We start from the raw sequence: 14,286 nt of genomic DNA, 5'->3' as shown, positions 1-14,286 counted from the left end.
GGAGAAGCGGCGGAACGACGAAGTCATCGTGGTCGGAGGCGGGGTCATCGGGCTGACCACGGCGATGGTCCTGGCCGAGGGCGGCCGTCCGGTGCGGGTGTGGACGCGGGACCCCGTCGAGCGGACCACCTCGGCGGTCGCGGGCGCGCTGTGGTGGCCGTACAAGATCAAACCGCTTGCCCTGGCCCGGGGCTGGGCGCTGCGTTCCTTCGATGTGTACGAGGAGCTGGCTCGGCGGCCCGAGGCCACGGGCGTACGCATGGTCGAAGGGGTACTGGGCGAAGGGGATCTGGACGGGGCGGACGCCTGGGCGGCCCGGCGGGTGCCGGGGCTGCGGGCCGCGCCGGACGGGGCGGGACTGTCGGCCCGGTTGCCGCTCATCGACATGTCGACTCATCTGCCGTGGCTGCGGGAACGGTTCCTCGGCGCGGGCGGGTCGATCGAGACACGTGAGGTGTCGGCGCTCGCGGAGGCGGAGGCGCCGGTCGTGATCAACTGCACGGGGCTCGGCGCGCGGGAGCTGGTGCCGGATCCGTCCGTGCGGCCCGTACGGGGGCAGTTGGTGGTCGTGGAGAACCCGGGCATCGACACCTGGCTCACCTCCAGTGATGCCTCGGGGGAGATGGCGTACTTCTTTCCGCAGCCCGGCCGGCTGCTGCTCGGCGGTACGGCGGAGGAGGGCGCCTGGTCGCTGGAGCCCGATCCGAAGGTGGCCGAGGCGATCGTGGGGCGCTGTGCCGAGCTGCGGCCGGAGATCGCCGGGGCCCGGGTCCTGGACCACCGGGTGGGGCTGCGGCCGGTGCGGGACGCGGTCCGCCTGGAGCGCGGACTCCTGCCGGACGGGCGGCTGTTGGTGCACAACTACGGCCATGGCGGCGCCGGAGTGACGGTGGCCTGGGGCTGCGCGGAGGAGGCGGCCGCCCTCGCCTCCTGAGGGTCAGAGCCCGTGTCACATCCCCGGTCGGATCAGCGCGCGGCGGCGATGCGCGTGCCCCCGCGCGAGTCGGCGAAGCCGTTCGCGCGGGGGGGAGCGTGCGATCGCAAGGCGCCGGAGCGCCCTCATGGCAGAGCCACGTGAGTGGTTCGGCAACGCGGCTGGGGGTGTCCCCCCTCTGGGGGAGTGCGTGCCAGACGACGCGCGCCCGGCCGGGGACGTGACACAGGCCGTCAGGAGTGGTCGTGGCCCAGGGGGTCGCCCTCCGTCTCGGTGCCGGGGCCCGGGCCGATCTTGAGGGCGAAGTCACCGTCGTACTTGCGGTGGCCCGCGATCACGGCGAGTTCGACGGCCTCGTTGCCCATCTCGCCGCGCACGATGACGGGGTCCTGGCGCAGGTCGCGCATGAGGGCGACACACATGCCGATCATCACCAGGACGAAGGGCGCGGCGGCCAGGATCGTCAGGTCCTGCAGGCCGGTGAGCGCGTCGCCCTGACCGCTGCCGACGAGCAGCATGATGGCCGCGACCGCTCCGGTCACCACACCCCAGAACACCACGACGAGCCGGCTGGGTTCGAGCGCGCCCTTCTGGGAGAGGGTGCCCATCACGATGGACGCGGCGTCGGCTCCCGACACGAAGAAGATGCCGACCAGGATCATCACCAGCAGGCTGGTGGCCGTGGTGATGGGGAACTCCTGGAGCAGGCCGAAGAGTTGCCCTTCGGGGGTGTCCTCGCCGCCCAGCGCGCCGCCCTCCTTCAGCTTCATCGCCGTACCGCCGAAGATCGCGAACCAGCCGAGGCTGACGGTGCTGGGCACGAGGATCACGCCTCCGACGAACTGCCGGATGGTGCGCCCGCGGCTGATGCAGGCGATGAACATGCCGACGAAGGGCGTCCAGGAGATCCACCAGGCCCAGTAGAAGACGGTCCAGCTGCCGAGCCAGTCCGCGACTCCCTCGCCGCCGCTGGCCTCGGTGCGGCCCGCGAGCTGGGGCAGATCGCCGAGGTAGGCGAAGACCGAGGTGGGCAGCAGATCGAGCACGATGATCGTGGGGCCCGCGATGAACACGAACACGGCGAGGATCAGCGCGAGCACCATGTTCGTGTTGGACAGCCACTGGATGCCCCGCTCGACGCCGGAGACGGCCGAGGCGACGAAGGCCAGGGTCAGTACGGCGATGATGGCGACGAGCAGGCCCTCGCTCACCTCGTCCATCCAGTCCATCTCCTGGAAACCGGAGCCGATCTGGAGGGCGCCGAGGCCGAGGGAGGCCGCGGAGCCGAAGACGGTGGCGATGATCGCGAGGATGTCGATGACCCGGCCGCCGGCGCCGTTCGCGTGCTTCTCGCCGATCAGCGGGGTGAAGACGGCGCTGATGGTCTGGCGGCGGCGCCTGCGGAAGGCGCTGTAGGCGATGCCGAGGCCGACCACCGCGTAGATCGCCCAGGGATGCAGCGTCCAGTGGAAGAGGGTGGTCGCCATCGCCGTCTCCATGCGTTCCGCGGAGTCGGCGGGGTCGGTGCCCGGCGGCGGAGTCGTGTAGTGCGAGAGCGGCTCGGTCACGCCGTAGAACATCAGGCCGATGCCCATGCCCGCGCTGAACATCATCGCGACCCAGGACACGGTGCGGAACTCGGGCTCCTCGCCCTCGGCGCCGAGGTGGATACGGCCGTAACGGCTGACGGCGAGCCAGAGGGCGAGGACGACGAAGCAGGAGGCGGCGAGCATGAAGGCCCAGCCGCCGTTGTGGATCAGGCCGTCGAGCATCTTGCTGGAGACGCTCTCCAGCGAGTCCGTCGCCACCGAGCCCCAGATCACGAAGGCCACGGTGATGACGGCGGTGACGCCGAAGACCACACGGTAGGTGGGCTGGTGGCTGGGAACGTCCGGCGGGCCTTCCCAGCCACCCCTTTTCTTCAGGTCTTCCGTCATGTGCGGCACCTTCTCCCGAAAAGCATGGCTACGGAGTACCACAGGTGCCGCCGATCGGAGCTGCTTCAGCAGTCGGCGTCGGGCTCCGCGGCCGTGAGGTGGTACGGGGCGCGTTGGTCGAGGAGCAGCGGGACGAGGGCGCGCAGGGACTGGCGCAGCGGGACGTACGTGCCCTGCGTCCGCACTCCGTGCAGGGCGAGTTCGTCCTTGACCTGCGCGTACTGTTCGTCCGTCAGGCGGTAGCCGCAGGGCGGGTCCTGGATCACCTCGGCGGGCTCGGGCGGGTCGTTGTCGGCGCCGCCGACGTAGACCGGGCCGGTGTCGCGCCAGCCGGCGATCCTGGCGGCGGAGGTGGCCGCGTCGACCTGCCTGCCGCGCTCCCCGGCGAAGGCGAACAGGCCATCCAGTGCCGAGCGTTGGGAGTTCACCCGGCGCAGGTTGTTGACCGGTTCCGGGACTTCGGCCAGGGGTTCCACGCGGCTCTCGATGAGCAGGCCGACGGTGGCCTTGATTCCGGACATGTTCCGCAGGATGCGCTCCTGGCCGTCCCCGGCGACCTGCCGGATGGGTTCGCCGGTGACGGGGTCGGTCCAGATGCCGTACGTCCCGGTCGTGTAGCCGTCCGCCTCGGCCGCGGGCCGCACGTAGTCCAGCGACAGGTTCTGTGCCTCCTCGTGCACGGCCGGGGCCGTGTTGAGGTTGCGCGGCCAGAGATCGAACAGGTCCTTGTCGTAGTACGGGGGTGTGCCGCCGTACTCGTGCAGGTCGTAGACCACGTCCGGCTTCCGGTCGCGGAGAACCGCGGCCAGCGCCCGTGCCTCGGCGGTCTGCAGGGCGATGTGGTCGCGGTTGATGTCGACGCCGTCGCTGTTGCCGCGGGTGTTCGCGGCGCGGCCGTCGGGGTTGGCGGTGGGCACCACGAGAACCGTCGTGGTCCTCAGCAGCCGCCGGGTCCGCTCGTCGTCGCCGTAGGCCAGATCGCGGATCGTGGTCAGGCAGGCCTCGCGGCCCGAGGGCTCGTCGCCGTGCTGGCTGCACACCAGCAGGACGGTGCGGGTGGTCGGGCGGGTGCCGATACGGACGAGCTGGAGCGGTCGGTCCCGCTTGGTGGTGCCGATCCGGCTGATCGCCACACGGTCGCTCGCCTTGTCGACAGCCGCGAGGAAGTCCTGCTCCTCGGGCCGGCTGGTCCAGCGGGCGCCGCCCGACTCCTCGAAGCCGGTGCGGGGCGGGGTCTCCGCCGCGTGCGCCGGGATCGACAGCAGGGGTGCGGCGAGGGCGGCCGCGATCACCGCGGCGATACGGGACTTCACGAGGCCTCCGGGACACGCTGGGCGGTACGCGGCTCGCTCACACCGTCGAGGACGGCCTCGCCGGGCACGGCGGTCGCACCCGAGGTGGCCTTGCGGAAGGCCTCGGCGCCGCCGACCAGCGGCACACGGGCCGAGGTGCGGGACAGATCGAGCGTCAGGGTCGGTTTCGTGGACGGCGGTTCGATGAGGTCCCTGTCGGTGCCCGCGACGATCAGGGCGAGCCGGTGTCCGGCCGGGACGACATGGTCGGTGGCCGCCAGGTCGAGGGTGAGGGTGTACGGCTTGCCGGGCGTGAGCGGCGCTCCCCCGGTCGAGGCGAGGTCGGCCCAGCCGCGGCTGAGGACCGTGTAGTCGACGTCCGCCGTCTTGGCCGCGGTCTCCTTGAAGCAGGCGCTGTCGCCGGTGGTGCTCGCGCCCCAGCAGGTGCGCTCGGTGAGGGTGGTGATGCCCTCGCCCGCGGTGGCGTAGTCGCGGATGGTGTCGGGGCCGAGGTCCACGAGGACGGCCGAGAGGCGGGCGGTGGTGGTGGACGGGGTCGCGGTGACGGTGACCTTCGAGGAGCCGGACAGACGCAGGTCGCGGGTGAGCGCTCCGGTGACGAAGCCCGCCTTGTCGGGGGTCGGTTGGTCGATGCGGGCGGCCCAGTCGGTCTCGTCGCGCTCCGGGTTGTCGGTGAAGGTCTCGGTGCCGGTGCCGGAGGTGAGGCCGAGGGTGCCGACGCCCTCCTGGGGTCCGTCGGCGGGGCGCAGGGTCGTCCGCTCGGTGCCGCGCGGCGGCCAGACGTTCGACGTCACCCACTCGTCGGGGCGCCGTTCGATGTCGGCCATCGGTTCGTCGTCGATGCCGTTGTCGTAGCCCAGCAGTTCGTGGTCGAACCAGCGGTGCAGGGCGTCCACCCACTCGGCGCGCCGGAAGTCGAAGGGGTCGACGTGGCCGGCCTGGGAGAGCCAGATCTTGCGGTCGACGCCGTTCCTCGCGAGCGCGTCCCACCACTGACCGAACTGCTTGGCGCGGACGTTGAGGTCCTGCATGCCGTGGATCACGAAGACGCTGGCCTCGACCTGGTCGGCGTCCGGCACGTAGTTCCGCTCGCTCCACAGCGGCGTCCACGCGCCGGTGCGCGGGGCGCCCTGGGCGATCCTCTGCTGTACGGCGGCACAGCGGGCGCGGGCGTCGGGGCTCTCGACGTAGTTCGACAGCCAGTCGGGGCCCGAGTCGAAGAGCGGGGCGCCCTGGGCGAAGTAGTAGTCGTACCAGGAGGAGATGGCGCCGATGGGGACGATCGTCTCCAGGCCCTCGACTCCGGTCGCGGCGACGCCGTTGGCGATGGTGCCGTCGTAGCTCTTGCCGATCATGCCGGTCTTGCCGTTGGTCCAGCTCGTGGCCTTGGCGCGGGTGGTGCCGGTGCGCGTGGTGTAGGCCTTGCCGCGACCGTTCAGCCAGTCGATGACGGCCTTGGCGGACTGGATGTCGGAGCGTCCGCCGACATCGACGCAGCCGTCGGAGCGGTTGGTGCCGGCGAGGTCGACGCCGACGAAGGCGTAGCCGCGGGGCACGAAGTAGTTGTCGTAGAACAGCGGCATCTGGACGACGTCGCCGTCCGCGTCGTACGTCTTCTTCTGGCTCTCGTTGCCCCGTCCGCAGCAGGAGTAGTAGGGGCTGGCGTCCATGATGACGGGTATCTTGCGGCCCTGTTGGGCGGGTTCACGGGGGCGGACGATGTCGACGGCGACCCGGTCGGTGCGTCCGTCGGCGTCTCCGTCGAGTCCGGTGTCGACCCATACGGCCTCGCGGATGGCGGAGTCGTAGGAGTAGACGGGTTCGCTCGTGCGCGGGGCCGCTTGGGCCGTCACGGGTGAGAGCAAGGTGGCCATCAAGGCGGCCGTGGCCGCCGTCGCGAGCGGTCTCCAGATCGTGAAGCGCGTGCGTATCGGCATGCGCGGGACGGTACATCGGTCAACTCCCGTGCAGAAGAGGGCAACCGGACGCGGCAGTGGTCCGAGGGAGCTGTCGGCTCGTGACGGCCGAATGGCGATCGTGTGACAGCCGCGCCGGTGGACACCTGCGGGGCACAGGGAGTGAATAGGGTTCGAACAGCCTTCGGTCCCCTACGACTTGGAGCTTTCGTGCACCGCAGACTCTTCGCGCCGGGCGCGCTCGCGGCGGCCTCCGTACTGCTGGCGATCCCGGCATCGGCCGCGAGTTCCGCCCCCGGCGCCCCGGGCATCGGCGATCCCTACTACCCGGCCTACGGCAACGGCGGCTACGACGTCTCGCACTACGACCTCCGGCTGAAGTACCAGCCCGCGACCGACCGCCTGGAGGGCACGGCGACCCTGCTGGCGCGCACCACCCAGGACCTCTCGCGGTTCAACCTGGACTTCCTGCTGGACGTCGGCGAGGTGCGGGTCAACGGCGCGAAGGCGTCGTTCACCACCTCCGGCGAGCACGAACTGGAGATCACCCCGAAGCAACCGCTCGCCAAGAACACCCCGGTCACCGTCGTGGTGCGCTACAGCGGCGTGCCGTCCAGCGAGAAGGCGTACGGCTTCACCAACTGGCACCGCACCGCGGACGGCGGAGTCGCCGCCAACGAGCCCGAGGCCGCCTGGTGGTGGTTCCCGAGCAACGACCACCCGCTCGACAAGGCCACCTACGATGTGTCGGTCCAGGTCCCGGACGGCACCCAGGCCATCTCCAACGGCACGCTCCAGTCGACGAGTTCACGGCTCGGCTGGACCCGCTACAACTGGCGGTCCAACAAGCCGCAGGCGACCTATCTCGCCACGCTCGCGGTCGGCAGGTTCGACATCACCACCGGGACGACCGAGAGCGGGATCCCCGTCGTCAACGCCTACAGCAAGGACCTGGGCGACAACTACAACGCGGCGCGGGCGAGCATCGAGCGGTCCGGGGAGATCGCCGACTGGCTGAGCGAGTACTTCGGGCCGTATCCCTACAACGCGCTCGGCGGGTACGTGCCCAACACCACCACCCGGTACGCGCTGGAGACGCAGACCCGGCCCTTCTACAGCCCGTCCCGGTTCGCGAACGGGACGAACACCTTCCTGGTCGTGCACGAGCTCGCGCACCAGTGGTACGGCAACCTCGTGTCGGTGGCCGGGTGGAAGGACATCTGGATCAACGAGGGCTTCGCGCGCTACTCGGAGTGGCTGTGGTCCGAGCGCGAGGGCGAGGGGACGGCACAGGAGATCGCCGACTACGTGTACGCCACGCGCGCGGCCGAGGATCCGTTCTGGACGGTGCGGCCCGGTGACCCGGGGCCGGACAACCAGTTCCACATCGCGGTCTACGACCGGGGCGCGCTGGCCCTCCAGGCGCTGCGGAACGAGATCGGCGACGAGGACTTCTTCGCGATCCTGAAGGGCTGGACGAACAAGTACGCCTACGGCAACGCGACCGTGGCCGACTTCCAGGCGTATGCCGAGCAGGTGTCCGGGCAGCCGCTGGCGGCGTTCTTCGACACCTGGCTGTTCCAGCCGTCGAAGCCGGCCGCGCCCGCCGCGCGCGAGGCGTCCGTCGCGCGGGAGACCTCCGCTCCGGCGCAGCCGAAGTCGTGGCAGAAGCTCTCGGCGACGGGCGACGTGCACGACCGCTAGGAGGCTATGGGTGGCCCGGGTACGTCGGGCCTGGGCCACCCGCCCGGTCAGTCATGGTCGTAGACCGTGACCGGTATCCCCCGCCGCGCCAGCCGTTCGGCGATCAGCGGCTCGACACGGGACCACTTGCCGCCCGCCGGCCCGCAGCCCATGCGCGGCATGTGCACGGAGGCGCCGAGCTCGGTCGCCTTGTCCGCCAGCCGTCGCAGCGCCGCGTCGATCGCCTCGTAGCGCACCGGGACGCCCTTGCTGCCGGTGCGTATGCCGCGCTGACCGACCATGTTGGCCACCCAGACGTACGGCTCGACCTGGACGAACTGCACGGCTCCCAGGCCGAAGTCGTTACCGGCGCGGTCGCGGTGCCAGGCGCGGTACGCCTTCTCCGGCTCCGGCCAGCGGCGCGACACGGCGAGCACGAAGCCCTTGCCCCATCCCCCGATGTCGTTGCAGAGATGGGCGATCACCTTGACGCCCTTCACCGACGGCACGGTGGCGTCACCCCGGACATAAGTGATCTCCGACATGACGCCACCGTAGGCGCCGCCACTGACATTGATGCTGGTACCCAGGTTCAGTGGCCCCTGGATTTACGGCCGGGCTACTTGGTGAGCTCGGCCAGCTCCTGTTCCTGCGTCCTCGCCACCCGGCGCCGGACGCCGAACCAGCCGGCGACCAGCATCACCGCGATGACCGGGATGAGCAGCAGGGTCTTGCGGCCGACCTCGGGGTCGTTCCACATCAGACCGAGCACGGCGAGCAGGAAGGCGATCGTGACGATCTCCGTGACCGGGCTGCCGGGGAGGCGGAAGGAGGGACGGGCGACCAGACCGGCCTTGGCGCGGCGGACGAACAGCAGGTGGCAGATCATGATGATCACCCAGGTGCTGATGATGCCGAGGGAGGCGACGTTCAGCACGATCTCGAAGGCCTGGCTCGGCATCAGGAAGTTCAGGCCGACACCGAGCACACACACCGCGCAGGTCAGCAGGATGCCGCCGTAGGGCACCTGGCTGCGGTTCATACGGGCGGTGAACTTGGGGGCGGAGCCCGCCATGGCCATGGAGCGCAGGATGCGGCCGGTGGAGTACAGGCCGGAGTTGAGCGAGGACATGGCGGCGGTGAGGACCACCAGGTTCATCACGTCACCGGCGCCCTCGACGCCGATCTTCGACAGGACGGTGACGAAGGGGCTCTCGTCGGCGGAGTACACCGAGCCGGGGAGCAGCAGGGCGAGCAGGACGACCGAGCCGACGTAGAACAGGCCCACGCGCCACATGATCGAGTTCACCGCGCGCGGGACGACCTTCTCCGGCTCGGCGGTCTCGCCGGCGGCGACACCGACCAGCTCCAGGGCGGCGTACGCGAAGATCACGCCCTGCATGACCAGGACGACCGGCATCAGGCCGTTCGGGAGGACACCGCCGTTGTCGGTGATCACGCTCAGGCCGGGCGTCGTGCCGCCCACCTCGTGCTGGGTGGCCAGCAGGAAGATGCCGACGAACATGAACGCCACCAGCGTGGCGACCTTGATGATCGCGAACCAGAACTCCATCTCGCCGAAGATCTTCACCGAGATCAGGTTCACGGCCAGCACCACCGCGAGGGCGATCAGGGCGAGCACCCACTGCGGGATGTCGGTGAAGGCGCTCCAGTAGTGCGTGTAGAGCGCGATCGCGGTGATGTCGGCGATACCGGTCGTGGACCAGTTCAGGAAGTACATCCAGCCGGCGACGTAGGCGCCCTTCTCGCCGAGGAACTCGCGCGCGTACGACACGAAGGAACCGGAGGAGGGCCGGTACAGGACCAGCTCACCGAGGGCCCGTACGACGAAGAAGGCGAAGATGCCGCAGACCAGGTAGGCGATGGCCAGCGCCGGTCCGGCGTTGTGGAGGCGTCCTCCGGCGCCCAGGAAGAGTCCGGTGCCGATCGCTCCGCCGATGGCGATCATGTTGACGTGGCGGGCCTTGAGGTCCTTGCTGTAACCGGCGTCGCCCGCATCCGCGGGCGCCTGGGCCGCCACGGTGGGGGATGCGGCCTGTGCCGTGTCCACGGCGTCCTTGCTCACGGGAGGTACCACTCTCTGGTGCGCCCGAGCGGATCACGCTCGGGTGTCCGGACGTACGTATGGCCCGCGCCCTTGGTAAGAGCACAGACCAAGGCGCCACCTTCCCCCACGGGCGGCCCCTCACGCGGTGGCGGACGTCACAGAGCGGAACATCTCACATGATCGGCACATGAAGGTCCGAGGAACTCCTCGTGATCACTTCCGGGCGCCCGGACAGGTTTCACAGCAGTGGTGAGACAGCGATACTGCTGCACATGAAGACCGACGCCGGGGACCCGACCCTCACCATCGACGAGCTGGCCGCGCGGGCCGGCGTCACGGTCCGTACCGTGCGGTTCTACGGCACCAAGGGGCTGCTGCCGCCGCCGGTGATCGGTCCGCGTCGGGTGGGGCACTACGGCCGGGATCATCTGGCGCGGCTGGCGCTGATCGAGGAGCTTCAGCAGCAGGGGATGACGCTGGCGGCGATCGAGCGGTACATGCAGCGGCTGCCGCCCGGGCTGAGCCCCGACGATCTCGCCATCCACCGGGCCGTGGTGGCCTCCTGGGCACCGGACGCCGTGGAGACGGTGACGCGGGCGGAGCTGGAGCGACGGGCCGGGCGGGAGCTGGCCGACGAGGACGTGGAGCGGCTGTCCGCGATGGGGGTGATCAGGGCCGACGGGGAGGCGTTCCGGGTGGACGTCGGGCTGCTGCGGCTCGGGGTGCGGCTGCTCGACATGCCGTTGTCGCAGGAGGCGATCCTCGCCGCGCGGAAGGTGCTGATCGAGCACTCGCGGGCCGCCGCGCACGAGTTGTCGCAGCTGTTCCGCGGTGAGGTCTCCGAGCGGGCGGCCCAGGACGTGAAGTCGCTCTCCTCCGACATGCAGCCGCTGGTCGTGCAGGCCCTGTTGACCTCGTTCCAGCGGTCGTTGAAGGAGGAGCTGCGGGAGTGGGTCAAGGCGGCGGATCCGTCCGGGCTGGACGGATCCGCCGGCTGAGATCCCCTTACGCGTCCGTGAACCGCTCCCCCTTCCCCGCCTTCTCCACCAGCAGCGCCGGCGGCGTGAAGCGGTCGCCGTAGCGCTCGGCCAGTTCACGCGCGCGTGCCACGAAGCCCGGTACGCCGCCCTCGTAGCCGTTGATGTACTGGAGGACGCCGCCCGTCCAGCCGGGGAAGCCGATGCCGAAGATGGAGCCGATGTTCGCGTCCGCCACCGAGGTGAGGACTCCCTCCTCCAAGAGGCGGACGGTGTCCAGGGCCTCCGCGAAGAGCATGCGTTCCTGCATGTCCTGGAAGGGGATCTCCGCGCCCTCGCGAGTGAAGTGTTCGCGCAGGCCCGGCCACAGGCCCGCGCGCTTGCCGGTCTCGTCGTAGTCGTAGAAGCCCGCTCCGCCGCTGCGGCCCGGCCTTTCGAACTCGTCGACCATCCGGTCGATCACGGCCTCCGCGGGGTGCGTCTGCCAGGTGCCGCCCGCCTCCTCGACGGCCCGCTTGGACTCGTTGCGGATCTTGCGCGGGAGGGTGAGCGTCAGCTCGTCCATCAGGGAGAGGACCTTCGCCGGGTAGCCCGCCTGGGCCGCCGCCTGTTCGACGGAGGCGGGCTCGATGCCCTCGCCCACCATCGCCACGCCCTCGTTGATGAAGTGGCCGATCACCCGGGAGGTGAAGAAGCCGCGCGAGTCGTTGACCACGATCGGGGTCTTCTTGATCTGGCGCACCAGGTCGAAGGCCCTGGCCAGCGCCTCCTCGCCGGTCCGCTCGCCCTTGATGATCTCGACGAGCGGCATCTTGTCGACCGGCGAGAAGAAGTGCAGGCCGATGAAGTCCGACTGGCGCTCCACGCCTTCGGCGAGGGCGGTGATCGGGAGCGTCGAGGTGTTGGAGCACAGCAGCGCGTCCGGCTCGACGATGTGCTGGATCTCCTGGAAGACCTTGTGCTTGAGCTCCGGGTTCTCGAAGACCGCCTCGATGACGGCGTCACAGCCCGCGAGTTCGGCGGGATCGGCGGTCGGCGTGATGCGGGCGAGCAGCGCGTCCGCCTTCTCCTGGGTCGTACGACCCCGGCTCACGGCCTTCGCGCAGAGCGTCTCGGAGTAGCCCTTGCCCTTGACGGCCGCTTCCAGGGTGACGTCCTTCAGGACCACGTCGATTCCCGCGCGGGCGCACGAGTACGCGATGCCCGCGCCCATCATCCCGGCGCCCAGGACGGCGACCTTGCGGACCTGGCGCGGTTCGATGCCCTTGGGACGGTTGGCGCCGGAGTTGACGGCCTGGAGGTCGAAGAAGAACGCCTGGATCATGTTCTTCGAGGTCTGGCCCGCGGCCAGTTCGACGAAGTAGCGCGCCTCGATGACCTGCGCGGTCTCGAAGTCGACCTGGGAGCCCTCGACCGCCGCCGCGAGGATGTTGCGCGGGGCCGGGTAGGGGGCGCCGCCCGTCTGCTTGCGCAGGCCGGCCGGGAAGGCGGGCAGGTTGGCCGCGAACCTGGGGTTCGCGGGGGTGCCGCCGGGGATGCGGTAGCCGGGCTTGTCCCAGGGCTGCTGCGATTCGGGGTTGGCCTCGATGAAGGCGCGGGCCTTGGTGAGCAGTTCCTCCTGGGTGGTGGCCACGTCGTCGACGAGGCCGTTCTGGAGGGCGCGCTGCGGGTTGTACTGGGTGCCCTGGAGGAGGACCTTCAGGAGGGCGTCGGCGATGCCCAGCAGGCGGACCGTGCGGACCACGCCGCCGCCGCCCGGGAGCAGGCCGAGGGTGACCTCGGGGCAGCCGATCTTCGAGCCGGGCGCGTCGAGGGCGATGCGGTGGTGGCAGGCGAGCGCGATCTCGTAACCGCCGCCGAGGGCCGCGCCGTTGAGCGCGGCGACGACCGGCTTGCCGAGGGTCTCGATGCGGCGCAGGTTCCGCTTGATGGCCATGCCGCCGTCGAACAGCTCCTGGGCCGTCTCGGGGGTGACCCGGATCAGGTCGCGCAGGTCGCCGCCGGCGAAGAAGGTCTTCTTGGCGGAGGTGATGATGACACCGCGGACGGTGTCCTTCTCGGCCTCCAGACGGTCGGTGACCTGCGCGAGGGAGTCGCGGAAGGCCTGGTTCATGGTGTTGGCGGACTGGTTGGGGTCGTCGATGACGAGGGTGACGACCCCGGTGCGGTCCTGTTCCCAGCGGATGGTGGAAGTCATGAGGGGATCTCCGTAGAAGTCTCGTGTGGCCGCTGGGGTGTTCAGACGCGTTCGACGATCGTGGCGATGCCCATGCCGCCGCCCACGCAGAGGGTGGCTAGGCCGTAGCGCTTGTCCTGGCGCTCCAGTTCGTCGACGAGCGAGCCGAGGATCATCGCGCCGGTGGCGCCGAGCGGGTGGCCGAGGGCGATGGCGCCGCCGTTGACGTTGACCTTGTCCAGGGACAGGCCCATGTCCTTCACGAAGCGCAGGACGACCGCCGCGAACGCCTCGTTGATCTCGACGAGGTCGATGTCGTCGATGGTCAGCCCGGCCTTGGCGAGGGCCTTGCGGGTGGCGGGCGCGGGACCGGTGAGCATGATCGTGGGCTCGGAGCCGGACACGGCCGCGGAGACGATCCGCGCGCGCGGGGTGAGGCCGTAGCGCTCGCCGACCTCCTTGGTGCCGATGGCGACGAGGGAGGCGCCGTCGACGATGCCGGATGAGTTGCCCGCGTGGTGGACGTGGTCGATCTTCTCGACCCAGTGGTACTTCTGGAGCGCCACGGCGTCGAAGCCGCCGAGGTCGCCGATGTCCGCGAAGGACGGCTTCAGCCTGGCCAGGGAGTCGGCGGTGGTGCCGGGGCGCATGTGCTCGTCGTGGTCGAGGACGACCAGGCCGCTGCGGTCCCTCACCGGGACGACGGACTTCTCGAAGCGGCCCTCCTTCCAGGCGGTGGCCGCCCGCTCCTGCGAGAGGGCCGCGTACTCGTCGACGTCCCGCCGGGAGAATCCCTCGATGGTGGCGATCAGGTCGGCGCCGATGCCCTGCGGCACGAAGTTGACGGCGAGGTTGGTCATCGGGTCGTTGAACCAGGCGCCGCCGTCGGAGGCCATCGGCACCCGGGACATGGACTCCACTCCGCCCGCGAGGACGAGGTCCTCCCAGCCCGAACGGACCTTCATCGCGGCCATGTTGACGGCCTCAAGGCCCGACGCACAGAAGCGGTTCTCCTGGACGCCGGCCACCGTGTCCGGAAGTCCCGCGGCGACGGCGGCGATCCGGGCGATGTCGGAGCCCTGGTCGCCGACCGGGCCGACGACGCCCAGCACGATGTCGTCGATGGCGGCCGGGTCGAGGCCGGGGAAGCGGTCGCGGATCTCGTGGATGAGTCCGACGACCAGGTCGATGGGCTTGGTGCCGTGCAGGGCGCCGTTCGCCTTGCCGCGGCCGCGCGGGGTGCGGATCGCGTCGTACACGTACGCTTCGGTGCTCACAGGGA

Annotated in this window: 10 protein-coding genes; 3 read left to right on the top strand and 7 right to left on the bottom strand. The window is 70.3% G+C overall.

The window, feature by feature from the left end:
- The first annotated feature begins 64 nt into the window (after positions 1–64).
- Positions 65–934, top strand: coding sequence for an FAD-dependent oxidoreductase (locus RMT89_RS02550; RefSeq protein ID WP_399497507.1), 870 nt, complete (start codon positions 65–67; stop codon positions 932–934).
- Positions 935–1,167: 233 nt separating this feature from the next.
- Here RMT89_RS02550 and RMT89_RS02545 read toward each other — a convergent pair whose 3' ends face one another.
- The 3 genes from RMT89_RS02545 to RMT89_RS02535 form a co-directional block, all read right to left on the bottom strand.
- Complete coding sequence (locus tag RMT89_RS02545; protein ID WP_315882237.1) at positions 1,168–2,871, bottom strand: BCCT family transporter; 1,704 nt, start codon at positions 2,869–2,871, stop codon at positions 1,168–1,170.
- 65 nt (positions 2,872–2,936) lie between these two features.
- Positions 2,937–4,184, bottom strand: a complete 1,248-nt coding sequence (locus tag RMT89_RS02540; protein ID WP_315882236.1) for a M14 family metallocarboxypeptidase — start codon at positions 4,182–4,184, stop codon at positions 2,937–2,939.
- On the bottom strand, positions 4,181–6,121 hold the full coding sequence (locus tag RMT89_RS02535; protein WP_315882235.1) for a Xaa-Pro dipeptidyl-peptidase: 1,941 nt from the start codon (positions 6,119–6,121) through the stop codon (positions 4,181–4,183). The genes RMT89_RS02540 and RMT89_RS02535 overlap by 4 nt, the downstream gene beginning before the upstream one ends.
- A gap of 189 nt (positions 6,122–6,310) precedes the next feature.
- Between RMT89_RS02535 and RMT89_RS02530 the strand changes: the two genes are divergently transcribed.
- Positions 6,311–7,804: a M1 family metallopeptidase gene (locus RMT89_RS02530; protein ID WP_315882234.1), complete on the top strand. Its 1,494-nt coding sequence runs from the start codon at positions 6,311–6,313 to the stop codon at positions 7,802–7,804.
- A gap of 47 nt (positions 7,805–7,851) precedes the next feature.
- Here RMT89_RS02530 and RMT89_RS02525 read toward each other — a convergent pair whose 3' ends face one another.
- Both RMT89_RS02525 and RMT89_RS02520 read right to left on the bottom strand, forming a co-directional pair.
- On the bottom strand, positions 7,852–8,328 hold the full coding sequence (locus RMT89_RS02525; protein ID WP_315882233.1) for a macro domain-containing protein: 477 nt from the start codon (positions 8,326–8,328) through the stop codon (positions 7,852–7,854).
- A 74-nt stretch (positions 8,329–8,402) separates the two neighbouring features.
- Positions 8,403–9,869 carry an amino acid permease gene (locus RMT89_RS02520; protein WP_315882232.1) on the bottom strand — a complete coding sequence of 489 codons (1,467 nt, stop codon included), beginning with the start codon at positions 9,867–9,869 and terminating at the stop codon, positions 8,403–8,405.
- 254 nt (positions 9,870–10,123) lie between these two features.
- Between RMT89_RS02520 and RMT89_RS02515 the strand changes: the two genes are divergently transcribed.
- Positions 10,124–10,849: a MerR family transcriptional regulator gene (locus tag RMT89_RS02515; RefSeq protein ID WP_315882231.1), complete on the top strand. Its 726-nt coding sequence runs from the start codon at positions 10,124–10,126 to the stop codon at positions 10,847–10,849.
- A gap of 7 nt (positions 10,850–10,856) precedes the next feature.
- Here the strand turns inward: RMT89_RS02515 and RMT89_RS02510 are convergent, their stop codons facing one another.
- Both RMT89_RS02510 and RMT89_RS02505 read right to left on the bottom strand, forming a co-directional pair.
- Entirely contained in the window at positions 10,857–13,025 is a 2,169-nt protein-coding gene (locus RMT89_RS02510; RefSeq protein WP_315882230.1) for a 3-hydroxyacyl-CoA dehydrogenase NAD-binding domain-containing protein, read from the bottom strand.
- Between the two features lie 41 nt (positions 13,026–13,066).
- Positions 13,067–14,281: an acetyl-CoA C-acetyltransferase gene (locus RMT89_RS02505; RefSeq protein ID WP_315882229.1), complete on the bottom strand. Its 1,215-nt coding sequence runs from the start codon at positions 14,279–14,281 to the stop codon at positions 13,067–13,069.
- Between the last annotated feature and the right edge of the window lie 5 nt (positions 14,282–14,286).

The organism is Streptomyces sp. P17 (genome assembly GCF_032436805.1).
In the GTDB taxonomy this organism is placed as follows: domain Bacteria; phylum Actinomycetota; class Actinomycetes; order Streptomycetales; family Streptomycetaceae; genus Streptomyces.
This window is presented reverse-complemented; position numbering and strand designations above follow the sequence as displayed.

Bases quoted from the DNA above. Each gene is read 5' to 3' on its own strand.
- RMT89_RS02550 (WP_399497507.1), top strand. From the start codon at position 65: ATGGTCCTGGCCGAGGGCGGCCGTCCGGTGCGGGTGTGGACGCGGGAC.
- RMT89_RS02545 (WP_315882237.1), bottom strand. From the start codon at position 2,871: ATGACGGAAGACCTGAAGAAAAGGGGTGGCTGGGAAGGCCCGCCGGAC.
- RMT89_RS02535 (WP_315882235.1), bottom strand. From the start codon at position 6,121: ATGCCGATACGCACGCGCTTCACGATCTGGAGACCGCTCGCGACGGCG.
- RMT89_RS02525 (WP_315882233.1), bottom strand. From the start codon at position 8,328: ATGTCGGAGATCACTTATGTCCGGGGTGACGCCACCGTGCCGTCGGTG.
- RMT89_RS02515 (WP_315882231.1), top strand. From the start codon at position 10,124: ATGAAGACCGACGCCGGGGACCCGACCCTCACCATCGACGAGCTGGCC.
- RMT89_RS02510 (WP_315882230.1), bottom strand. From the start codon at position 13,025: ATGACTTCCACCATCCGCTGGGAACAGGACCGCACCGGGGTCGTCACC.